Source organism: Glutamicibacter sp. 2E12 (genome assembly GCF_050030965.1).
In the GTDB taxonomy this organism is placed as follows: domain Bacteria; phylum Actinomycetota; class Actinomycetes; order Actinomycetales; family Micrococcaceae; genus Glutamicibacter.
Map to the genome: position 1 here is coordinate 2,141,951 of NZ_CP188297.1, position 22,279 is coordinate 2,164,229.

Annotated in this window: 18 protein-coding genes; 15 read left to right on the plus strand and 3 right to left on the minus strand. The window is 57.7% G+C overall.

What is annotated here, in order from left to right; all coding sequences use genetic code 11:
• Positions 1-46 precede the first annotated feature (46 nt).
• The 3 genes from ACP3TE_RS10110 to ACP3TE_RS10120 all read left to right on the plus strand — a co-directional run bounded on the left by ACP3TE_RS10110 (position 47) and on the right by ACP3TE_RS10120 (position 4,263).
• On the plus strand, positions 47-532 hold the full coding sequence (locus tag ACP3TE_RS10110; RefSeq protein ID WP_286172208.1) for a carboxymuconolactone decarboxylase family protein: 486 nt from the start codon (positions 47-49) through the stop codon (positions 530-532).
• A gap of 1,050 nt (positions 533-1,582) precedes the next feature.
• Positions 1,583-3,631 (plus strand): hypothetical protein, encoded by a 2,049-nt coding sequence (locus tag ACP3TE_RS10115; RefSeq protein ID WP_133834133.1) that lies wholly within the window; start codon positions 1,583-1,585, stop codon positions 3,629-3,631.
• Entirely contained in the window at positions 3,628-4,263 is a 636-nt protein-coding gene (locus tag ACP3TE_RS10120; RefSeq protein WP_133834132.1) for an ATP-binding cassette domain-containing protein, read from the plus strand. The genes ACP3TE_RS10115 and ACP3TE_RS10120 overlap by 4 nt, the downstream gene beginning before the upstream one ends.
• A 255-nt stretch (positions 4,264-4,518) precedes the next feature.
• Here the strand turns inward: ACP3TE_RS10120 and ACP3TE_RS10125 are convergent, their stop codons facing one another.
• Positions 4,519-4,764, minus strand: coding sequence for a hypothetical protein (locus tag ACP3TE_RS10125; RefSeq protein WP_133834131.1), 246 nt, complete (start codon positions 4,762-4,764; stop codon positions 4,519-4,521).
• A gap of 215 nt (positions 4,765-4,979) precedes the next feature.
• Between ACP3TE_RS10125 and ACP3TE_RS10130 the strand changes: the two genes are divergently transcribed.
• Positions 4,980-6,170, plus strand: a complete 1,191-nt coding sequence (locus ACP3TE_RS10130) for a pyridoxal phosphate-dependent aminotransferase (protein ID WP_133834130.1) — start codon at positions 4,980-4,982, stop codon at positions 6,168-6,170.
• 110 nt (positions 6,171-6,280) lie between these two features.
• Positions 6,281-6,637, plus strand: coding sequence for a DUF2695 domain-containing protein (locus tag ACP3TE_RS10135; RefSeq protein WP_426733434.1), 357 nt, complete (start codon positions 6,281-6,283; stop codon positions 6,635-6,637).
• A 3-nt stretch (positions 6,638-6,640) separates the two neighbouring features.
• Here ACP3TE_RS10135 and ACP3TE_RS10140 read toward each other — a convergent pair whose 3' ends face one another.
• The gene (locus ACP3TE_RS10140; RefSeq protein WP_365942750.1) at positions 6,641-7,315 is read right to left on the minus strand and encodes a DedA family protein; all 675 of its coding nucleotides are present in this window, start codon (positions 7,313-7,315) and stop codon (positions 6,641-6,643) included.
• Between the two features lie 347 nt (positions 7,316-7,662).
• Here ACP3TE_RS10140 and ACP3TE_RS10145 point away from each other — a divergent pair, with 347 nt between their 5' ends.
• From ACP3TE_RS10145 to ACP3TE_RS10160, 4 genes are read left to right on the plus strand one after another with little or no spacing between them, the layout of a single operon-like run.
• The gene (locus ACP3TE_RS10145; RefSeq protein ID WP_133834128.1) at positions 7,663-8,580 is read left to right on the plus strand and encodes an ABC transporter ATP-binding protein; all 918 of its coding nucleotides are present in this window, start codon (positions 7,663-7,665) and stop codon (positions 8,578-8,580) included.
• On the plus strand, positions 8,577-9,332 hold the full coding sequence (locus ACP3TE_RS10150) for an ABC transporter permease (RefSeq protein ID WP_105656167.1): 756 nt from the start codon (positions 8,577-8,579) through the stop codon (positions 9,330-9,332). Before ACP3TE_RS10145 ends, ACP3TE_RS10150 begins: the two co-directional genes overlap by 4 nt.
• Positions 9,329-10,483, plus strand: coding sequence for a sensor histidine kinase (locus ACP3TE_RS10155; protein WP_426733437.1), 1,155 nt, complete (start codon positions 9,329-9,331; stop codon positions 10,481-10,483). The genes ACP3TE_RS10150 and ACP3TE_RS10155 overlap by 4 nt, the downstream gene beginning before the upstream one ends.
• The gene (locus tag ACP3TE_RS10160) at positions 10,480-11,085 is read left to right on the plus strand and encodes a response regulator transcription factor (protein ID WP_133834127.1); all 606 of its coding nucleotides are present in this window, start codon (positions 10,480-10,482) and stop codon (positions 11,083-11,085) included. The genes ACP3TE_RS10155 and ACP3TE_RS10160 overlap by 4 nt, the downstream gene beginning before the upstream one ends.
• Here the strand turns inward: ACP3TE_RS10160 and ACP3TE_RS10165 are convergent.
• Complete coding sequence (locus ACP3TE_RS10165; protein WP_208294262.1) at positions 11,082-11,582, minus strand: DUF456 domain-containing protein; 501 nt, start codon at positions 11,580-11,582, stop codon at positions 11,082-11,084. The genes ACP3TE_RS10160 and ACP3TE_RS10165 overlap by 4 nt on opposite strands.
• Before the next feature lie 336 nt (positions 11,583-11,918).
• On the opposite strand from ACP3TE_RS10165, the gene ACP3TE_RS10170 reads away from it, so the two are divergent.
• From ACP3TE_RS10170 to ACP3TE_RS10195, 6 genes are all read left to right on the plus strand, one after another.
• Entirely contained in the window at positions 11,919-12,908 is a 990-nt protein-coding gene (locus ACP3TE_RS10170) for an ABC transporter substrate-binding protein (RefSeq protein WP_105656171.1), read from the plus strand.
• A 110-nt stretch (positions 12,909-13,018) separates the two neighbouring features.
• A complete protein-coding gene (locus tag ACP3TE_RS10175; protein ID WP_426733439.1) occupies positions 13,019-14,581 on the plus strand; it encodes a sugar ABC transporter ATP-binding protein in 1,563 nt (520 codons plus the stop codon).
• Entirely contained in the window at positions 14,578-15,600 is a 1,023-nt protein-coding gene (locus tag ACP3TE_RS10180) for an ABC transporter permease (RefSeq protein WP_332499296.1), read from the plus strand. Before ACP3TE_RS10175 ends, ACP3TE_RS10180 begins: the two co-directional genes overlap by 4 nt.
• Entirely contained in the window at positions 15,597-16,586 is a 990-nt protein-coding gene (gene yjfF, locus ACP3TE_RS10185; RefSeq protein WP_332489088.1) for a galactofuranose ABC transporter, permease protein YjfF, read from the plus strand. The genes ACP3TE_RS10180 and yjfF overlap by 4 nt, the downstream gene beginning before the upstream one ends.
• Positions 16,587-16,803: 217 nt before the next feature.
• Positions 16,804-21,369 (plus strand): alpha-L-arabinofuranosidase C-terminal domain-containing protein, encoded by a 4,566-nt coding sequence (locus ACP3TE_RS10190; RefSeq protein WP_332499391.1) that lies wholly within the window; start codon positions 16,804-16,806, stop codon positions 21,367-21,369.
• Positions 21,370-21,481: 112 nt separating this feature from the next.
• Positions 21,482-22,276, plus strand: a complete 795-nt coding sequence (locus tag ACP3TE_RS10195) for an enoyl-CoA hydratase/isomerase family protein (RefSeq protein WP_426733441.1) — start codon at positions 21,482-21,484, stop codon at positions 22,274-22,276.
• The last annotated feature ends 3 nt before the right edge of the window (positions 22,277-22,279 follow it).

Genomic DNA, 22,279 nt, shown 5'->3' on the forward strand with positions numbered 1-22,279 from the left:
AGCCCTCTTCGTGCAGGAGAGCTACGACTGCATGTATGGTTCTGATATGGCCGTTTCAGACCCGCTTTTCCTTGATAAGACCAATCCAGAGCTATGGAACTCGATTGGCAGATTTTCCAAAGATGTCGCCAAGTCCTACCGCGCAGCCGGAATCAGCGACCGCACCGCCGAGCTGGTCAACCTGCGCGTCTCGCAGATCAATGGATGTGCCTACTGCCTGGACCTGCATGCCCGCAATGCACTGGACGCAGGGGAGAGCCTCCAACGCATCAACCTGCTGAGCACATGGGATGAATGCGGCGGCCTGTTTAGCGAAGAAGAATGCGCAGCACTAGCCATCGCTGAAGCCGCTACCGACCTGCCCAAGCCAGAAGAGCGTATCGCCGCGGTGGCATCGGCCCGTCTGGTGCTCAGCGATGAGCAAGTGGCAGCCATCCAATGGATCGCTGTGGCCATGAACGCCTTCAACCGGATTTCGATCCTTTCCCGTCACCCGGTCAAGGAACGCGAACTGGAAAAGACGGGCAAATAGCCAACGGCCGCCGCTTCATACTTTGAATTCGTTTCGCTGGTGCCCGCCACGTGATGACCAACGAATTCCTCCTCAGAGTGCCCGGCATAAAGTTTCTATCTTTGACTAGTGCTTTGGCACGATCTCCTGCGCCGACGTATCCTTTATCCGCTCAAGTAGGCAGACCCCATGCCGGGCTGTGCCACACAATGCAGGCAACCTCTGTTCTCAGGCAGTAGTGAGTTAGTGGGTTGCCCTGAACCCTACCGGTGAAACATGAGCCGGGTAGTCCTGAGGGGCATGGGACAGCTGAAAATTGAAGCGTGTTTATCGGTCATGCGGATAAATGCGGGTTAAAAATACATTGCAAGCGTGCAGGTCACAAAATACCCGACCCTCATCTCCTGAGGGGACTTTTGGACAGGAGATTCAGGCCTATCAGGTACTGCAGTCGTCCTGAACTGATGTCCTAGACGGAAAGTTTGATGCGTTACATTTGCAATACTGGATCTGAAGAAATTTCTTGAAAACTATAGTAAACCCATGGTGAGTACAGTGTTTTTGGAAAGATTGTGAAGTTAACGGTAATCTTTTCCAGCAAGTCATTGTTCGGCTGTTGGTTTTACTTTCGTGGGACGCTTCTCGACGAGGCTTGCGGTTAGTCATTCACTACATCTTCAGATTAGGAATCTTCTGCGTGAAAGTTCGCTTTAGAAAGTTGATCGTCAAATTTTCGTTGATCGCCCTTGTTGCGGCAATGTTCACTCCGGCCGCTGCCGCGTCTGCTGTTGCCTCGACAGAGTGGTATTACGGAACCACGTCAAAATCTTGGACTCAAACATACGTGTGGTCGAGATGGGATTATCCATTCAAAAAACATGGAGTATCTGCTGAGGGCGATGTAGGCGGGCTCAAACGCTCTGCTTGCAAAGCGCCTGGGGTTCGCGCTTATGCAGAATCGGTCTATTCGACTTGGGGTGGCTCTCACCGCGCCTACCATAGATACTGCTAGGGAGTTTGATTGGTCGGGAAGGGTATTCTTGCTCTTCCCGATTTCAACGTGATACCAATATGAAGCATTCTGGTTTCCGCTTTGCTGTAGTTGTAATTTCCCTTTATGCAGCATTCGCAAGTTTTATGTTTAGCATTCTTGCTGACGAATCGGCATACCCAGGTTCTGTTGCCGTGCAGGTTTCTGGCGAAAAAGCCTCTGTTGGCAGTGATTCTCTTTCGGAATTGCTCAATGGTGCAGCGCAGGAGGCCGACGCCGTAATCCTAAGAGAAGTTAGAGATCTTCATGATCCAAAGGTTCGTCATGCCTATCTCAGTGAGGCTGGTTCGTCACGTCCTGAGCAATCGTGGTTGAACGAGGGGTATCCAACCTTTAGTAATTCGGTTTCGACCATTGTTCATTCGGCTTCAGAACTTACGGGGGTTGATCCACGCGGAAGGTATTTCGTATTTGGTGACGATGGGGCCCCCGGGGAGCTAATCGCTCAATTCGAAAGAATCGGGCTTGATGTCAAAGTCAGCGAGATCGGTTTTCACCTTGGGGAGGCGTTCACGTGGTTCCTAACAGGAATGATCGGTTCAGCTTCCTACGTGGTAATTCTTCTCGTGATCCTTTTGGTGACCGTTACGACGATTAATAATATTAAGATGTATTCCATTAGGCAGCTTAATGGCATGTCTAAGAACCAAGCCATTATGGATGATCTGCGTAGATTGATTCCGTTTGCCGTTTGGGTAATGGTTGCGAGCATCGTTTCTGGAACACTTGGCCTATTTCTATATAATGGCTTGAATCAATTTAGCTCCGTACTTAAAGTCTGGTTCTGCATAGAGCTGATTGGGGTACTTCTTGCAATCATCGTTCATATGCTAGCTGTGCACGTTGTTTGGTCAGTCGACGTACTTGCTGGTATCAAGGGCAAATTGGGATTCTCGGCCGCATCCGCACTTGCATACCTGATCCGTATTCCTGGCCTAATCGTGGCAATTTCATTAGTGACTTCGTCGTTTGCCTCGGCGCAAGTTGCCTTGGAATCCCATGAGGCGAGGCAGCAACTTTCGAAGGCAGGAAATGCGGCAACCATTTTGTTCGGAGGTAGCGCTGCTTTGGAAGAAGAAGATGAACTCGCATATTCGTCCGGAAAATGGCTCAAGGAACAAGACTCCTTAGGGAATCTTCTGGTAGCAGTTCCTCTAGAAGTTGAAGGTGCTACAGGTCAATTGTCCACGGCGTTACTGGTCAATAATTCATACATAAAAGAGAGTGGACTTGTTTCGAGCGATGGCAAGCAGATCTCCTACGTGCCACCTGAAAGCGTAAAAGTTTTACTCCCAGATGGTCTTCAGCTGTCACAGCAGGAGATTGCTGACCTTCTTGAAATCGGAGGGTCATTTGACCCTGATTATGCGGATAATCTAATAGTCGAAACGATTCCGGACGAGCAGGATTTTTCCCTGTATGAACCAGAACCTGACGGTGAAAGTAGGCCGCAGTCATTGTCTGATGTTCCGCTGATCTTGTACGGAGCTCAGTCTGATCTTGTTAGAGATGATGACTTCATGGCTTTTGCAAGCCAAGGGCGAGTTCTGTTCAAGGACTTCCAAACGGCAGTTGCTGTGACTCCCTCGCAGTATTTAAGGTCATGGATTGCCGCATACATTCCCATTGCACAAAAAGCTGCAGATGAATATTCAACCAGAGTCATGGAGCTGCGGATTCGCTCTGTCACAGCGTTGCTCTCTTTGGTCGTGCTTTTGGCGACAGCAGTCGGAATGGCTCAAATTCATGTTCGAGGAAACGCGCGTCTCATTCTCGTGAAGTACCTTCATGGGTGGGATTTCTTCAATACTCACAAGAAACTTTTCTCGTTCGAGGTGGTACTTGCTGGACTAGTTGTATTCGGAATTATTTTAAATGAGACGATCCACTACATAGGATTGGCCCCAGCGGATCAGAGCGGTCGAGTTCATGGACAAGCTACTGCAATTGATATTTGGCAACCATGGGCAGTGTTGCTGGTATGTCTGATAAATATTGTGGTTCTAGTAATCTCCTTGCGCAGTAGAACGAACATATTGATCCGTAACCGATCGGAGGAGACTGCGTGACCGGCGTAGTAGTTTCAAAGGCAAGCAAATTATTCGGAAATCGTTGGCTTTTTAGTGATCTAGACATAAATGTATCTGCGGGACAGCTGACTGCAATCACCGGTCCATCGGGAAGTGGGAAATCGACCCTGCTAAATTGCATCGGTCTGCTGGATAAGTTGGACCGTGGCCAGATTCTTGTCGGAGGCAGGGATATCTCAAGATTGTCCGCAGAGCGTCAACGCAAGTTCCGACGCGACATTGTTGGATACATGTTTCAAGACTATGCATTAGTGGAAAATGCGACTGTCCAAGAAAACCTTGAGATTGCCCTCGTGGCAAAAGGTCGTTCGATGGTTAGATCCGCTGATTTCGATGGTGCGTTGGAGCGAGTTGGGTTACCTCGGCGTCAGCGTGAACCGGTTTATCAGTTATCAGGAGGAGAACAACAACGAGTTGCATTGGCTCGTTTGATCCTTAAGGCTCCCTCCGTTGTTATCGCTGATGAACCAACAGGCGCCCTTGACTCAGAAAATGAGCAGATGGTGCTCAACGAGTTGGAACGTATCGCTTCTGAAGGAGCTTCGGTGCTGATTGCTACCCATTCAAGTACGGTGGCGAATGCATGCTCAGAGATTATTTCACTGGAGTAAAACACGGTATGCCCTGTTCAAGCGACAACTGCATGGACTGGTCATCGGGACGTAGAAAACTGTTTATTGAACTTATTCAGCAGACTGAGTTTGGAATTACTCTCAGGGGCCTCGACCGCTGAATAGACAGTATCGCGCATAGTGCTTCAGTACAGAAGCCTGTCTCCGGCGCATAAGTAGCACGCACCTTCGAAAAGAAGAACAATTAACAATCGGCCTCCGCTTCCTAGAAGGAAACGGAGGCCGATTGATTTCTTAGGCGTTAGCCTGGCGTACAGCTTCGGTGTAGCGGCGTTCAAATTCAGGTGCGGAAACCAGTTCGCGCTCAACCCGGAATGAGGTCTCATCCACGCCGAGCACTGCAGCGATCAGGGTCCGGGTGTAAGGCGCGATCTTGCGGGACTTGCGAGTAGAAGTGACGCGATCCAACTCAGGAACCCAAACGTTCCACCAGCCAGCTTCCTTGCCCACTACTGCCTTGAAAACGCGCTGTTCGCTCATCTGATGCCCTATCTTTCTACGCCGTGATAACTGGCGGCTTGCCGTCTGCTTCCATGATCCACTAGCTACCTGAACACGACAAGTCACCAGCAATGCTCTTGAGCACTGGCCACCACCAGAACCGGTCACGAACGGCCGATGATGTGGCCTTCGGGAGCTGAGCCGATAGCCTTGAAAAAGATAGCTTCAGCGCACCAGTGAAAAGAAGGACGACAGTGCAAGCCTCGAAACGTTCCCAGGTAGCCCCATTTGAAGTGATGCAGATTGTTGATCAGGTAGCCACCATGCGCGCTGCCGGAGACGACGTCATCTCACTGTGCGTGGGGGAGCCCGGTGGAGGAGCACCGGCTGCCGTGAATGACCTGGCCGCGAAGCTGCATGCCGAGCATGCCGACTTCGGGTACACCTCAACCGCGGGCCTGCTCGAAACCCGACAGGCCTTATCGAAGCACTACCAAGACACCTACGGGGTGCAGATCCCCGCAAAGAACTTCGTGATGACCACCGGTTCCTCCGGTGCATTCCAGCTTTCGTTCTTGGCAGCCTTCGATGCCGGAGACGTGGTGGCGCTGGCCCGTCCCGGCTACCCGGCCTACGCCAATATTCTGGGTGCCCTGGGGTTGGAAGTTATTGACTTGCCCACCGGTGCAGCGCAGCGTTACCAGCCCACCGTGCAGCTGCTTGAGGCGGCCAAGAAGGAGCATGGACGCCTCGATGGGCTGGTTGTTGCGTCGCCGAATAATCCCACCGGAACCATGTTCAGCGCCGGCGAGCTCTCGGACTTGGCCATCTGGTGCGAAGCCAATGATGTTCGGCTGATTAGCGATGAAATCTATCACGGCATTGAATTCGTCCCAGACCGCAAGGGACACACCTCGTGGGAGTTCTCCCGCTCGTCCATCGTTGTCTCATCCTTCTCCAAATACTGGGGGATGACCGGCTGGCGCCTGGGCTGGATGATCGTGCCCGATGAGCTAGTGCCAACGGTGGACGCACTGGCTTCGAACCTCGCCTTATGCGCTCCAGCGCCAGCACAGCGCGCGGTGGTAGCTGCCTTTGAACAGCAGAGCCTCGATGAAGCCAATGAGCGCGTGGCCGAGTTCGCCCGCACCCGAGCCCACGTGTTGGAGCACTTCAGCAGCCTGGGCATCAGCGAGGCAGCTCCCGCCGATGGGGCTTTCTACCTCTACGGCCGGTTGGCCCCCGAAGTCTTGGAGCATTTCGGTTCTGCGGGCAAATACTGCCAAGCGGTTTTGGAGCATGCGCATGTGGCACTAACCCCTGGAGGCGACTTTGATCCGTTCGAAGGCCACCTGTATATCCGCTTGTCCTTCGCAGCCGGATATGAGCGTGTGGCAGAAGCCCTGGAACGCGTTGCGGCTTTCCTCCGGCAGAGCTTGGCATGAAGCTAGTTTTCCACATTAGGTGAGCAATGCGCTGCGCGTGGCGCTTCAAAATGGACAGTGGATGGCAGTAACGCTTCGTTACTGCCATCCACTGTTTCAAGGAGCCACCAATGCCTGCAGTACTCGAACCTGTCGAACATGAATGCCTTGCGTGCTATTTGTATCGTGCGGTCTGCGCGCAAGGATGCGACGGGACCCATCTCTCCCTCCTGTCTTATCGCGATGCGAGCGCTCCGCGAGCTACCGCGATTGACCGGAAAATGCAGCTGCTGGGCGGATTCTGCGACTGCGAAGTGCTGTCCAATGCCATCCGCCCGATCACGCGTGAAGCGATTCAAGCCGTGGACAATGACGAAAATCTTGTCTGCAAAGGAGTACGCCGCGGCACAATCCAACCATGTGAACATTGGTTGATGCGCCGCGGCGTACAGTGGGGCGGCGGTCAGTTCCGCCGCCGAAGTGCTTGAAGATCAGTTTTCGGGGGTCTTGCTCTTCGGCTTGCGGGCCTTGAGCAGTTCAACACCAATAGGGATCACCGAGATGAGGACGATCAGGATGAAGATCAGGTCGATGTTCTCTTCGATCCAGGTGAATTGGCCCAGCCAATAACCCAGCAATGTGACGCCGATTCCCCACAGGGCGGCACCGATCAGGTTGTAGAGGATGAAGGTCTTGTGGTTCATCTTCGCTACGCCAGCGATTACCGGGACGAAGGTGCGGACCACTGGAACGAAGCGTGCCAGGATCACCGCGCGGCCGCCGAACTTCTCGAAGAACTCGTGGGCCCGCTCAACGTTCTTCTGCGAGAAGAAGCGGGAATCCGGTTTCTTGAAGATGGCAGGTCCGGATTTCTTGCCAATGATGTAGCCGGTCTGGTCACCTGCGAAGGCGCAGACAAAGATCGCGGCGGCGAAGAGCCACAACGGAATCTGGATGGTGCCGGTGGCAATGAGCATGCCAACGGTGAAGAGCATCGAGTCGCCTGGCAGGAAGAAGCCCACCAGCAAGCCGGTCTCGGCGAAGACAATGGCGCAAACCAGCAGCAAGACCCATGGGCCAAGCGCGGGGTTGTTCAGGAAGACGACTGGGTTCAACCAGTCGGGCAGGAAAGCCGCGCCCATGGTTGGAGCCGCATAATCGGTCACAAGGGAAAGAAACGAAGAATGATCTAGCACAGCAAAAATCCTACGTGAGTACGCTGTGAGTTTCCCAGAGTGCCATCCGTAATCTCTGATGGGGGACAACCCGGCCACAAGGGCGAAAATCTCCAAGTTGTTCGTTGACCCGTAGTGATCATGGCTTTTCACGGGGCCAGCAACGAGAGCCGGGGGAACAATGGGAAGCGGCAAGTTGCCAAGCTCACAGCGGGATTCGACGTAAAAGTCGGCGAGGTTGCATCGAGCCACTTGGAATCGGTCCATGACAACGGTCATGGGCAACGCATGACTTTCTGCTCTTCTGCACACCCGGCAAAGGGTGAAGACTATGAAGCATGGAAACGCTGATTAGAACGAATGCAGTTTCGCTCAGCGGCTTGAAGAAGACCTTCTCAACGCCGCGCAGCAAAGTTGAAGCAGTCAAGGGCATTGACCTGCAGATCCAGACCGGACAGATCGTGGCCTTCCTGGGTCCCAATGGAGCTGGCAAGACGACAACCGTGGACATGATCCTGGGCCTGACCCAACCCACCGGAGGGTCGGTGGAGATCCTCGGCTTGGATCCGCGCCAAGCCATCTCCGCTGGGCGGGTCTCTGCCGTCTTGCAAACCGGCGGGTTGCTGCGCGATATGACCGTCAAGGAGACAGTGTCAGTCATCGCCCACATGCATGAGCAAGCAGATCGCGTTGGGCCGGTCATGGAACGCACGGGGCTGGATAAGATCGCCAAGCGGCGCGTGGGCAAATGCTCTGGCGGCGAGCAGCAGCGCATCAAGTTCGCTCTGGCTCTGCTGCCCGACCCGGATGTACTGATCCTCGATGAGCCAACTGCCGGAATGGACGTGATGGCCCGCCGGGATTTCTGGGCCACGATGCGAGAAGAAGCCACCGAAGGGCGCACCGTCATTTTCGCCACGCACTATCTGGAAGAAGCCCAGAACTTCGCAGAACGCACTGTGCTGATGAGCCAAGGCCGCATTGTCGCCGATGGAGCCACCGAAGAGCTGCGCAAGCTCATCTCCGGACGCACCGTCAGCGCTTCCTTCCCCTCGGCGGAGCATGCCGAACGAGCCGGAGCTTTTGATAATTCGGTGCAGGTAGCCGAACGCAACGGATTGCGCTTCGCTTTCCACAGCGCCGATTCGGATCGCTTCGCGGCCGCCCTGCTCGCCGACTACCAGGGCTACGACCTGGAAATTTCCTCGCCGAGCCTGGAAGAGGCCTTCATCCAGCTGACCAAGGACGCATCATGATGAGCACCTACATCCGCGTGGAATTCGCACGGCACTTCCGCGATGGGTACAACCTGATCTTCGCCCTGCTGCTGCCCGCAGCCATGTACATCCTGTTCGGCAACATCCCCAGTTACACCGAGTTCGAGCTGGGCGCAGGCAACGTGAAGTTCTATCTGATGATTTCCATGGCAGCCTACGGGGCGGCGGTCAGCACTGTGGCAATCGCCGGGACCGTGGCCACCGAAACCATGCAGGGATGGGGCAGGCAAATTGCCTTGACCAAAATGCCGCCGGCCATGTTCGTCAGCAGCAAGATGATCGTCGCGGCCACGGTAGCCGGTGCCTCGGCAGCAGTAGTCTTCGCCCTGGGCGCCGCGACTGGAGCCGAAGTGCAAGAAGGGTGGATCTGGGGAGCGAGCTACCTGATCATCCTGCTCGGCGCCATGGTCTTCGCCTGCTACGGCATCGGGGTGGGCATGGTGTTCAAATCCGAATCGGCCCTGGGCCTGGCCTCAGGCTTGATGGTGTTCTTCGCCTTCTTCGGCAATGTCTTCATGCCCCTGGAAGGAGGCATGCTCGACGCGGCCCGCTTCACCCCGATGTACGGCTACGTAGCACTGGCCCGCTACCCATTGCTCAAGGACATGCCCGCCGGAGTCGAAATGGCCCCGGACGCATTGTGGATCCCAACCGCTAACCTAGTGGCATGGGCACTCATCTTCGTTCTCTTCGCGGTACTCGCCACCAGGAAGGCCAAGGCACGCCAGTGAGCCGCAACCTGCCCGGCGCCGCGCCAGCGGACGATCCGCTCTGCGAGATCGACGAGGACCAGAAATTCTGGGATCGCCGAGGCTGGCTGATCGCCGGCGTCTGGGTGATCTTCCTGGTCTTCCCGGTGCTGGACCTTCTCGTGGAAGACTACACGCTGCCCACCCGGATCATCGGCCTGGCGCTGATCGCCCTCTTCGCCGCCGTCTACCTGCAGTCGTACGCCAAATTCTCCCAGAACATCGGGCAAGGCGGAACCAGCGCTCGCAGGGCGCAGGCGAACTTCCTGGTCCTCTGCGCGATTATCGCCCTGGGCATCCCGGTCATCGGGCTGACCACCATGGGGCTCTTCCCCTTCATCACCTCCTTCGCGATCTTCTTGCTCAGCAGGAAGTGGGCCATCGCGGCCTACGCCGCGGTGCTGGTGCTCAGTTTCGCGCTGCCGATCGTCTACGGGCAGTTCATGGACGCGATCTTCCTGATCGGCCTGAACCTCGTGCTGATGGTGGTGTACGCGATTACCGTGGCCGCCATTCGGCGCTCGGCCGCAGCAGAAAAGATCCGCAGCGACTACCTGCTGGTCGCCGAGCAGGAACGCGTGGCCAGGGACGTGCATGACGGCATCGGGCATTCGCTGACCGCATTGAATTTGAAGGCGCAGCTGGCCCTGCGCCTGATGGACCAGGAACAGTACGCCCAGGCCCGCGGGGAACTGGAACAACTCAGCGCCCTGGCCGTGGACGCGCTGGACTCCGTGCGCACGACGGTGCAGGGGCTCAGCCGCCAGGACCTGGCCGGGGAACTGGCCGAGCTGCAGCAGGCGTGCGACGACAACAACCTCGAGTTCACCGTGGCAGGAACCGCCGAGCAAGTCCCGATGCAGCTGCGTTCGCATGTGGCATGGATCCTGCGCGAAGCGGTCACCAATGTGCTGCGCCACGCGCACGCCAGCACCATCGTGCTGCATCTGGAACCCGGAAAAGTCAGCGTCGATGACGACGGGGATGGCCTGCAAGCCAGCACGCCAGGCCACGGCATCCGGGGAATGCAGGAACGCGCCAAGCAATTCGGTGCCAGTTGTACAGTAGGGGCATCGCGGCTGGGCGGAACCAGCGTGCAAGTGGCCTTCGAGGCAGAGGGGAGTGCAGCGTGATCCGGATTCTCATCGCCGATGACCAGCACCTGGTCCGGGGCGCGCTGGCAGCCTTGCTGAACCTCGAAGAAGACATCCACGTCGTTGCGCAATGCGCCGACGGTGACGAGGTCGCCGCCGCACTGGATGCGCACCCCGCCGACATCGCGTTGCTGGATGTGCAGATGCCGCGGCACGACGGGCTGCGCACCGCAGCAGAACTCAAGGCCAGCCACGCCGGGGTGAAGGTGCTGATCCTGACCACCTTTGACCGTCCCGGATATTTCCGCCAGGCCTTCGAAGCCGGAGCGCACGGCTTCCTGGTCAAGGATTCTCCGCCGGCCGAGCTGATTGCCGCCATCCGCAGGGTCTATTGCGGGGACAAGGTAGTGGATCCGCAGCGTGCCATGCTTAGCGTGGAGAGCCGCAGCAACCCGCTAACCGGGCGTGAGCGCGAGATCCTTTCACTGGCCGCCTCCGGCTCGCCGGTATCGCAGATTGCCTCGGCGGTGCACCTGTCGGTGGGAACTGTGCGCAACCACCTGTCCAATGCGATCGGCAAAACCAGCACTGCCAATCGCATCGAGGCCGCGCGCTACGCCCGCGAGATGGGCTGGATCTAGCGCGTTACGAAGTGGGTAATCAGGCCGATGACCCAAATGGAGGAGGCCAGCAGCACGCAGCCGAATTCCACGACGATGCCCAGGCCCATGGCCTTCAACGCAGCCCAGGAGGAGCCGAGTGCGCCGGAGACTTCGCGCCGGCGCACGCTTTCACCGGCGAATAGGCCCACTGCGAAACCGACGAACATGCCGATCACGGGAATGAGGAAAGCACCGGCGATGGCACCCACGACCGCAAAGAGAATGGAACCCTTGGGGATTTGATGTTCCTTGAGTTTCTTGCCGGTCAGGATCGCAGAGGCGGACCAGCCCAGCAGGGCGATCGCCATGCCCAGGCCGGCCGCCCACCAGGAAGCGCCGGAACCCAGCAGCCAGCCCCAGCCCAAGAGCGTGCCGATCGTCAGCAACGAGCCGGGCAGCACCGGGAAGATGGTGCCCAATGCCGATACGACTAGCAGCAGCCCGGCGATGATCGTGTAAATAATTTGTGCATCCACATGCCCAGTTTCGCACACTGCATCCTTACATGAGGCGCACCGTCAAGCAGGACAAGAATTCAGGGATATTTGTGCCGAATTGCCCAGCTGACGAACAAACAATTGATTAAATCCGGATAATTTCCCTTCTCTCATTGATTCCTTTTTACCTAGTCGGATATCGATTTAGATTGAAAACCGTCACCCGTTGGCAATGGAAAAAGAAATCAAAAGCCGGAAGGCTCTTCACACCCTAAATTGTTAGCGCTAACATTGTGACCATCGACACATTGTTCTGGTGCCGGAGACCATTCACTCCACCATTATCCGGCGGGGACCCACGAGGAGGAACTCACGATGAAACGACAGACCTTTTTGCGCACTGGCTTGGCAACGCTCAGCATCGCAGCTATGGCAGCCATGAGCGCATGCGCCGGCTCGGATTCCAGTGGCAGCGAAGGAGGAGGTTCGGGTTCTGAGACCATTACCATCGGTTTCTCGCAGGTTGGCGCCGAGTCCGGGTGGCGCGCGGCAAATACCAAGGACATCCAAGACACCCTGACCGAAGAAAACGGCTTCAAGCTCAGCTTCTCTGATGCCCAGCAGAAGCAGGAGAATCAGATCCAGGCTCTGCGTTCGTACATCGCGCAAGGCGTTGACGTCCTGGCCTTTTCCCCAGTGGTAGAAACGGGCTGGGATGCTGTGCTGCAAGAAGCCAAGAGCGCCAACATCCCCGTGATCCTCACCGACCGCGCCGTTGACACCACCGATGACACGCTCTTTGCCTCGTTCATCGGCTCCGACTTCATTGAAGAAGGACAGCGGGCCGGAGATTGGGTTGTGGAGAATCTGGACAAGGACCTGAAAGTTGTCGAACTGCAGGGAACCACCGGCTCAGCACCGGCCATCGACCGCAAGGAAGGCTTCGGGAAGGCCATTGAGGGCACGGACATCGAGATTATCGACTCGCAGACCGGTGACTTCACCCGTGCAGGCGGCAAGCAGGTCATGGAAGGTTTCCTGAACTCCCATGACGATATCGATTTGGTCTTCGCCCATAACGACGACATGGGCTTGGGCGCCATTGAAGCCATCGAGGCAGCCGGCAAGAAGCCAGGCGAGGACATCAAGATTGTCACCATTGATGCGGTCAAGGACGGCATGCAGGCATTGGTTGACGGCAAGATCAACTACATCGTCGAATGCAACCCGCTGCTAGGTGAGGATTTGGCAGAAATCGCCAAGAAGGTAGTAGCCGGCGAATCTGTAGAGAAGCGCATCGTCGTTGAAGACGCCGCCTTCACCCAGGATGAAGCGGCCGAGGTCCTGGCCGATCGCACCTACTAGGGACGCAGGCAAGAGCACGAGCCGGCGGGCCACAGGCTGGCCCGCCGGTTCACCACCAGGTGGCAGGACAAGCAACTCGCAGAGGCAAGTTAATGATTGATTCAACACCCATGTCACGGACTGAGGAAATCACCGTGCAGCATTCCCCTACAATGAAGCCCATCGTTCAAATGGCTGGAATTTCCGTGGAGTTCCCCGGGGTCAAAGCACTGGACAACGTTGGCTTCCGGCTTTTTCCCGGTGAAGTCCACGCCTTGATGGGGGAGAACGGCGCTGGAAAGTCGACCCTGATCAAAGCCCTGACTGGCGTGAATCCGATCGCTTCCGGAACCATCACGGTTAACGGCAACGACACCCGCTTCACCGGCCCCGCCGATGCCCGCGAACGCGGCATCTCCACGGTGTACCAAGAGGTGAATCTCTGCACCAATCTCACCGTGGCCGAAAACATCATGCTCGGCAGCGAGCCTCGCCGTTTCGGTGGTCTTGACTGGCGAACCATGCGGCGCCAGGCCAAAACCTATCTGGAGCGGATGGGGCTGAAGATAGACCCGGCCAGCTCGCTGGGGTCCCATTCACTGGCAGTCCAGCAGCTGGTGGCCATCAGCCGCGCCATGGTGGTCGACGCCAAGGTACTGATTCTCGATGAACCGACCTCGAGCCTGGATACCGACGAGGTGGCCCAGCTCTTCGAGGTCATGCGGAAGTTGCGTGATGACGGTGTGGCGATCCTCTTCGTGTCGCACTTCCTGGACCAGATCTACGCCATTGCCGACCGCATCACCGTGCTGCGCAACGGGCAATTGGTAGAAGAACGAAAGAAAGACCAGCTGCCGCAACGCGAACTGGTCTCGCTGATGATCGCTGGCACCTCCGATGCCCACGTGGGCGGCGCCAACGAACGCACCGCCGCAACCGAACGCGCGGCCGACGCTGAACCGTTGCTGCAGGCAGTGGGACTCGGGCGCAAGGGAGCGGTGCAGCCTTTCGATCTGGACCTCTATCCCGGGGAAGTCATCGGCTTGGCCGGCCTGCTGGGCTCAGGCCGTACCGAACTCGCGCGCCTGCTTTACGGAGCGGACAAGGCAGATGAAGGGGTGATCAAGCTGGGCGGGAAACCGGTGAAGCTGCGAACTCCCCGGCAGGCCCTGGGCCGAAAAATCGCCTACACATCCGAAGATCGCAAGGGCGAAGGGGTTGTGGGCGAGCTGACCGTGGCCGAGAACATCATCCTCGGCCTGCAGGCAGCGCGCGGATGGATCCGCCCGCTGCCCAAGACCAAAGCCACGCAAATCGTGGACGCCTATATCAAGGCACTGGGCGTCCGTCCGGCCAATCCGAACGCCCTGCTCAAGAACCTCTCGGGCGGGAATCAGCAGAAAGTTCTGCTGGCCCGCTGGCTCGCCACCGCTCCGAAGCTGTTGCTCCTCGATGAGCCCACCCGCGGAATCGACATCGGCGCGAAGACCGAAATCATGAACCTGGTCTCCGAACTAGCTGAACAGGGCATGTCGGTGGTCTTCATCTCCGCTGAGCTAGAAGAAGTCCTGCGCCTCTCGGATCGCATCGTTGTGATGCGCGATCACGCCAAGGTTGCCGAAATTCCAAGCACTCCAGATGTGGATGTGCCACGCCTGATCGAAATCATCGCCACCGGGGAAGAAAACAAATGACCCGTATTTACAAGCATCGCCTGTTTTGGCCAGCGATTGCGCTGCTCGCGCTGCTGCTAGCCTGCACCATCAAGCGCCCGGACATCCTGGGCATCAGCGTGCTGGACGGGCACCTGTTCGGCGCCCCCATAGACATCCTGCGCAATAGCTCGCCGCTGCTGCTGGTCGCCCTGGGCATGACTCTGGTGATCGCCACCCGCGGCATCGACCTGTCAGTGGGTGCCACCGTCGCGATCTCCGGAGCCGTGGCGCTGACGTTCATCGCCAGCTCGGCAAATCCGGGATCCGCAGGTACAGCCGTCGGCGCCGTCATCGTGGCATTGGGGTTGTGCCTGATCCTCGGCGCATTCAACGGCGTGCTGGTGGCGAACTTCGGCATCCAGCCGATCGTCGCCACGCTGATCCTGATGACCGCCGGCCGCGGTGTGGCCATGCTGATCACCAACGGCCAGATCACCACGGTCAATAGCGCACCTTTCAGCAAACTGGCCTCGGGCTATGTGCTGGGCCTGCCGGTGGCCGCGCTCATCGCTTACGGCGTGTTTGCGGTGGTGGCCCTCGTGGTACGGCGTACTGCACTGGGCATGCTGCTCGAAGCGGTAGGCATCAACCCGGAAGCCAGCCGGCTCTCAGGGGTGAAATCAAAAACTCTGGTATTCACCGTCTATGTGTTGTGCGGCCTGCTATCGGGCCTGGCTGGACTGATCTTCGCCGGCAACACCATGGCCGCTGATGCCAACAATGCAGGACTGTTCATAGAGCTGGATGCCATTCTCGCCGTGGTTATTGGCGGCACGTCCCTGGCCGGCGGCAAGTTCAACCTCGCGGGCACCATGATTGGCGTGCTGATCATTACCACCCTGAGCCTGGCCGTGACCGTCCTGGGCGTTTCACCGCTGGTCACTTCGCTATTCAAAGCCATCGTGGTCATTGCCGTGACCTTGATGATGTCAACCCGGCTGCGCGCCATGCTCGGTTCCTTGCGCGAACGCCGCCGCTACCAGGAGGTGGGAGCATGAGCATCCTCAGTGTTCCGCGCAAGTCCATATCCAAATTGAATGTGGACCGGCGCTACCTGCCGGTTCTGGGCACTGTGGTCGTCTTCGGGCTGATGCTCGTCATCGGCGGAGTGCGCTACGAGAATTTCCTTTCGCCCGCTGTACTGTCCAACCTGTTCATCAACAATGCCCACCTGATCGTGCTGGCAGCAGGAATGACGTTCGTGATTCTCACCGGCGGCATCGACCTGTCCGTCGGTGCGGTGCTGGCGCTGTCCTCGGTCATCACCGCAACCATGCTCAATGCAGGGATCCCGTTGTCCCTGGTGCTGCCTATCGCGATTCTCAGCGGATCGATCATCGGCCTGGGCATGGGAGTGATGATCCAGTACTTCGAGGTGCAGCCCTTCGTGGCTACCCTGGCCGGCATGTTCTTGGCCCGCGGCCTGTGCTTCATCTTCGCCCCGGAATCCGTGCCGATCCGCAATGAGGGTTTCGTGGCGCTGTCGAGCTGGGGCGTTTCTGCGGGGCGCTGGCGGTTGACCGCCGCCGTGGTCATCGCCGTGCTGGTGATTGCCGGGTCCTGGTGGGTGCTGCACCGCACCCGTTTCGGCCGCACCGTTTACGCGGTGGGCGGCGGAGAGCAATCAGCCACCTTGATGGGATTGCGTGTGGCACGCACCAAGGTGGTTGTCTACGTCATCTCCGGCACCTGTGCGGCGCTGGGCGGAATCCTCTTCGCCATGTTCTCGCGCTCGGGCTATGCGCTGACCGGTGTGGGCATGGAACTCGACGCGATCGCCGCAGTGGTTATCGGTGGAACACTGCTTGTCGGCGGCATGGGCTTCATTCTCGGCTCGGTGGTTGGCGTGATGGTGCTGGGACTGATCCAAACCATCATCACTTTCGAGGGAACCTTGAGTTCCTGGTGGACCAAGATCGTGATCGGCGGTTTGCTGCTGATCTTCGTGGTCTTGCAACGAATTCTTACCTTGCGGCGAAATTAAGCCCGGAAGGGAAGGGCCCAGGTCCCGGTATTAGCGTACCGGGCCCTGGGCCGTATCCAGCCACCCAAAGGTGGTTTTTGTTCAACGCAGACATTGTCTTTTGCAGGATCCTGTCTACGTCATCACGACGGTAGCACGTCGACTTACCTCACGGAGGTTCAAGCAAGTGATGCATGCCCAAAAACGATGGGCCGTGCCTTTGGCGCTGCTCGTTTCCATGTCCATACCAAGCTCGGCATTGGCTGCCGGGCCCGCAATGAGCTGGCAGCAACCAGCGGCCACCACAGAATTTGGCGAGGCCGCCAGCGAAGACTATGCGGCCTATGTTTTCCCCTATTTCACCGGCGAGAGCACCGATGACGGAGAGAAAATCCATCTCGCCGTCTCCCGGGAATCTGATCCCGGCAGCTGGTATACGCTCAATGGCGGCGAACCGGTCCTGGAGTCCGAGCTTGGTACCAAGGGGCTTCGGGATCCCTTCCTCATCCGGTCCCATGACGGCTCCAAGTACTATCTCCTGGCTACCGATCTGAAGATGCACGGGGGCGGAAGCTTCGGCGACGCCCAAGAAACGGGCAGCCACTCGCTGATGATTTGGGAATCGGCGGACTTGGTCAACTGGTCTGAGCAGCGCGAGGTCGAATTGGCACCGGAGAACTCCGGTAACTTGTGGGCACCCGAAGCCCACTGGGATGAAGCCACCGGGCAGTATGTTGTGTACTGGGCATCGGCGCTGTATCCGGAGGATGTGCCTGAAGCCGAACGCAACATCCAGGACTCGTATCAGCGGATGATGTATTCGACGACGACGAATTTTGCCGATTTTTCCGAGCCTGAAGTATGGATTGATGAACGGCAAGGTCCTGGGCTGGGCATGATCGACTCCACGGTCGCTGAAGTTGACGGCTCCTTCTATCGCCTGACCAAAGATGAAGGCGATATGAGCGTGCGCATGGAATCCTCGCCGGAGCTCCTGCGCACCCAAGGTGTCACTGAAGGTGATGGCTGGGACATGATTGCCGAGAAGATCGGTATTGGACAACCCAACCCATGGGGAGGAACTTTCAACTCTGGCGAAGGGCCAACCATGTTCCCCTCGCTCACCGACGATAATTGGTACCTGATGATCGACCAGCCGTCCTATCACGGTGGCCAAGGCTATATGCTCTTCGAGAGCGAGAACCTTGCTGGCGGCGACTGGACCAGCGTTCCCGAAGCCAAACTGCCAAGCAGTCCGCGTCACGGAACAGTTTTGCCGATTACAGCTGAAGAGCAGCAAGCGCTCATCGCGGCGTATCCTCCAAGCGAAGGGTCCGAAGTCCCTGAACCGGTTGTTCCTGGTCCCGATCCCCAGCTGCCCGAAGGGACCTTCGAGGAGGGATTTGAAGGGTCCGAGCTGGATGGCCGTTTCAGGATACTCAACGAACAAGCGGATGCTTGGAAATTGGAAGATTCCGCGCTGCGCCTGGAGTCCCAGCGAGGCGACACCTGGCAAGACTCCAATGATGCCAAGAACTTGTTCTTAGTCGATGTGCCCGCCGGAGACTTCTCAGTTGCTACCCACCTGACTGCACCGGTTTCCCAAGACTTCCAAGGAGCGGGACTACTAGCGTGGAGTGATTTCGATAATTATGTGAGGGCAGGGCTTGCCCACGTATCGAGCGCACCGGGTGGGCCGGTAGTCATCGAAAGCGCAGTGGAATCCGAGGGAACCTATAGCGCGAGCTATACACCGCGCCCCGAATCGAAAACCGAATGGTTGCGATTGGACCGCAAAGGCAAAGAGCTGACTGTTTATTACGGGGACTCGGAAGGGCAATGGGCAGAAGCTGCGAGTTTCACTGTGCAGTGGAACGCGACCCAGGTCGGTCTTTATGCCTTGGCGGCCCAGAACGGCACTAGCCATACTGCGGTGTTCGATAGTTTCTGGCTCAACGAATCCGGGCCAACAGATCTGGTTCCTGAAGGGAAATTCACGCTGACCGGGCAGGGGGACCATGGGTATCTCGTCGCTGACAAAAAGCAGCGGCTATCCCTGGAGGAAACCCGGCCGGCATCTGCGCTGCGATTCTCCGCCGCTGCTGCATCTGGCGGTGATGCTGCTGGGCAGCACTCGCTCATCCTGTCATCGGAGGCCGGAAACCTCGGCATCAAGGGCCAGAAGCTTCAGCTGATTCCAGGGGAGCAGACGGCTTGGCGAATGGTCGGTGCCGGCGGTGGCAAGCTGAAGATCCGACTGGCGCAGAGCGTTGACGAGAATTCGGCATGGGTCGTGCGCCATAAGAATGGATCGTTGCGGCTGGGCAGCAAAACCGATGCGGTGAACTTCAAGCTGGGCTCGGGAGAACTGGGAAACCAGGTCCTGAACATCGATGGAGACGGCACCTTGCATGAGATTAGCGAAACCATGTACGGGGCATTCTACGAGGACATTAACTATGCAGCCGATGGAGGCCTCTATGCCGAGCTGATCCGGAACCGTTCTTTTGAATTCAATGATTCGGACAATAAGGACTTCACCCCGCTAACCGGTTGGAAGGCATTAGGCGGAGCAAGCCTCAACGTGAAATCCGAGCGTGGCCAGTGGCTCAATGAGGCGAACCGCTCCTACCTGGAACTGGACGCTGCAGCCAAGGGCGATGGAGTGGAAAACGCCTCGTACAACAACGGAGTCGCCGTGAAGCGGGGGAGCAGCTACGACTTCAGCGTCTTCGCCCGGGCAGAAAAGGGCCAGGATCTGGAAGTGAAGCTCACCAGCGCTGACGGATCCAAGGTCATCGGCAACGCCACCGTGCACGTGGATGGCGGCAACGAATGGAAGAAGTACGAAGCGTCGCTCAAGGCCAATGCAACTTCCGATGCGGCTCGGCTATCCCTGGCCGCCACCGCGGCCGGCTCGATCAAGCTGGATATGGTTTCCTTGTTTCCCCAAGACACATGGGTGGGACCGGTGAATGGCAAATCTGTATTGCGCAAGGATCTGGCCGAAAAAGTTGCTGAATTGAACCCGAGCTTCCTGCGTTTCCCTGGCGGCTGCGTCACCAATGTTGGAACCTTCGACACCTACGTACAGTCCGATGGGCAGGACCGGCAGCGGACTTTCCAGTGGAAGGAAACGATCGGTCCCGTTGAATCGCGTCCGGCAAACTGGAACTTCTGGGGCTACAACCAGTCCTACGGAATCGGGTATTTGGAGTACCTGAAATGGGCCGAAGATCTGGGCGCCACCGCGCTGCCGGTGGTTTCGGTCGGAGCCAATGGCTGCGGGTCCAAGATCCCGGAGATGACCGATGCGCAGCGTATCCAGCGTTGGGTGCAGGACACCGTGGACCTGATCGAGTTCGCCAATGGCAGCACCGAGACAACCTGGGGCGCCAAACGAGCTGAATTGGGCCACCCAGAGCCGTTCGGGATCAAGTACATCGGCCTGGGCAATGAGGAAGTTACCAAGACTTTCGAAGCGAATTTCCCAAAGTTCCGCGTTGCGCTCGCAGAGCAGCATCCGGAGATCACCATCATTTCCAATAGCGGTCCCGACGACTCCGGAACCCGCTTCGAGGAATTGTGGAAATTCAACAAGGAACAAAACGTGGACATGGTCGACGAGCACTACTATAACGATCCGTCCTGGTTCCTGGGGAACGACGAACGCTACGATTCCTACGATCGCACGGGTCCTGAAGTGTTTCTCGGCGAGTACGCATCGAGGGGCAACAGCTTCGCCAACGCGCTATCAGAAGCTGCCTACATGACCGGTCTGGAACGCAATGCCGACGTCGTCAAAATGGCATCCTATGCTCCCATGTTCGCCAATGAAGACTATGTCCAGTGGGCGCCGGACATGATGTGGTTCGACAATGACGAATCCTGGGGATCGGTGAACTACTACAACCAGAAACTATGGATGAACAACGTCGGACAGCAGGTAGTGCCTTCCACCCTGAGCGGCCAGGGAGCTGCCTCGGCAGATCTTTCAGGTGGGGTGTTCCTGAGCAGCTGGCTCACCGAGACGGCCTATGACGACCTTCGAGTCACTTCCAATGGCACCGGCGAAACCCTATTCTCCGATGACTTCGCGGATGCGTCTTCGTGGGAAGCCCAAGGAGGCTCATGGGCAGTTGAAGACGGCAAATACGTGCAATCAGACGAGAGCACCGAGGATGGCAGGAGCCTTATTAAAGGGGCCTACGGCAAAGACTGGAACAACTACACAGTTGAACTGACCGCGCGCAAGGAAGCTGGCCAGGAAGGCTTCCTGATCGGGTTTGCCGCTGGAGCCGCTGATGAATTCTATTGGTGGAACCTTGGAGGCTGGGGCAATACCCGTTCGGTCCTGGAACGCGCTGATGGCGCTCGGCAAGGCGAAGTCGCAGCCGGTCCCAATGTGAGTCTCGAAACCGGAAGAGACTATCAAGTCAAGATCGTTCTCGACGGGGACACCATCAAGCTGTACCTGGATGGGCAATTCCAATTCGAGTACACCGAACCGGCGGCCAAGGCCCTGTACCAGGTGGTCACCCGCGATACGGAGAGCAACGAGCTGATCGTCAAGCTGGTCAATCCCACCGGCCACGCATCGGCGGCACGGATCGAGGTTGATGATCTTGAGGTGGGTTCGAAGGTCGAAGGCACCGAATTGGTGGCTGAGCCGGAAGCGCAGAACACCAAAGAAGACCCGGCAAATGTAGTACCGAGGGACTTTGAACTGCAGTCTGGCGAGCATGGCCTGACCTATGAGGTCCCGGCCTATTCGGTAACCTTCCTCAGGATGGCCGGGAAGTAATAATTTCCAGCCTGGACAACAGCTTGCCCCCATTTCGCGATAGATTGCGAAGTGGGGGCATTGCTATTGCCTCTAAAACTTCTGCGGCTTGCACGCGACTGGGAGGAACCTGATGGGCAAGGACAATGAAGCACGGGTCAGCGTAGAAATAGCCGGGTCCACTGCCGTGGTGCTGCTGGATAACCCGGGCCAACTCAACGCGCTCACCAAGGGCATGTGCCTGCAGCTGGTGGGCGCCTTTGCCGGCCTTTCGACCGACGACGAGGTCAGTTCCATTGTGGTTCGCGGCGCGGAAGGGAACTTCTGCGCTGGAATTGCCATCGACGAGATGGACCAGGTGCTCTTCGACCGGGACGCCGACGGGGAGCTGATCAACCATTTCGACCTGCTCGACAAGATCATCGTGGGCTGCCCGAAAACCACCATCGCGGTGGTGGAAGGCCATTGCTTTGGCGGGGCCTGGCAGCTGGCCTCGGCCTGCGATATCCAGTTGGCCTCGGATAACGTGCGCCTGGCGATCACCCCAGCAAGAATCGGGCTGGTTTTCCCGCGGCCGGGCATCGAACGGCTGGTGCGTACCGTGGGGGAGCACCGGGCCAAGTACCTGCTGTTTTCCGGCGCGGAGATTTCCATTGCCGAGGCGGAACGCTGGGGCATGTTCACCCGCGTGATTGCCCATGGGCAGCTCGAAGAAGAGCTGGCCGCACTGCTGGGCAAGCTGTCCGCGAACTCGCCATATTCCATTGCGCGCACCAATGAGGCCATCAACTTGGTGCGCCAGGGAGAAGCCACCGAGGGCTGGTGGGAAGCGATGTGGGAAGAGAACGGGGCGAACGCGGACCTGGCCGAAGGCAGATCCGCGTTCTGCTCGCGCCGCACACCGGACTACGGTGGACTGCCCCAGTAGTGT

Coding starts and splice junctions, on each gene's coding strand:
- ACP3TE_RS10195 (WP_426733441.1), top strand. CDS start 21,482: ATGGGCAAGGACAATGAAGCACGGGTCAGCGTAGAAATAGCCGGGTCC.
- ACP3TE_RS10110 (WP_286172208.1), top strand. CDS start 47: ATGGCCGTTTCAGACCCGCTTTTCCTTGATAAGACCAATCCAGAGCTA.
- ACP3TE_RS10175 (WP_426733439.1), top strand. CDS start 13,019: ATGTCACGGACTGAGGAAATCACCGTGCAGCATTCCCCTACAATGAAG.
- ACP3TE_RS10115 (WP_133834133.1), top strand. CDS start 1,583: ATGAAGCATTCTGGTTTCCGCTTTGCTGTAGTTGTAATTTCCCTTTAT.
- ACP3TE_RS10125 (WP_133834131.1), bottom strand. CDS start 4,764: ATGAGCGAACAGCGCGTTTTCAAGGCAGTAGTGGGCAAGGAAGCTGGC.
- ACP3TE_RS10145 (WP_133834128.1), top strand. CDS start 7,663: ATGGAAACGCTGATTAGAACGAATGCAGTTTCGCTCAGCGGCTTGAAG.
- ACP3TE_RS10170 (WP_105656171.1), top strand. CDS start 11,919: ATGAAACGACAGACCTTTTTGCGCACTGGCTTGGCAACGCTCAGCATC.
- yjfF (WP_332489088.1), top strand. CDS start 15,597: ATGAGCATCCTCAGTGTTCCGCGCAAGTCCATATCCAAATTGAATGTG.
- ACP3TE_RS10135 (WP_426733434.1), top strand. CDS start 6,281: ATGCCTGCAGTACTCGAACCTGTCGAACATGAATGCCTTGCGTGCTAT.
- ACP3TE_RS10190 (WP_332499391.1), top strand. CDS start 16,804: ATGTCCATACCAAGCTCGGCATTGGCTGCCGGGCCCGCAATGAGCTGG.
- ACP3TE_RS10180 (WP_332499296.1), top strand. CDS start 14,578: ATGACCCGTATTTACAAGCATCGCCTGTTTTGGCCAGCGATTGCGCTG.
- ACP3TE_RS10150 (WP_105656167.1), top strand. CDS start 8,577: ATGATGAGCACCTACATCCGCGTGGAATTCGCACGGCACTTCCGCGAT.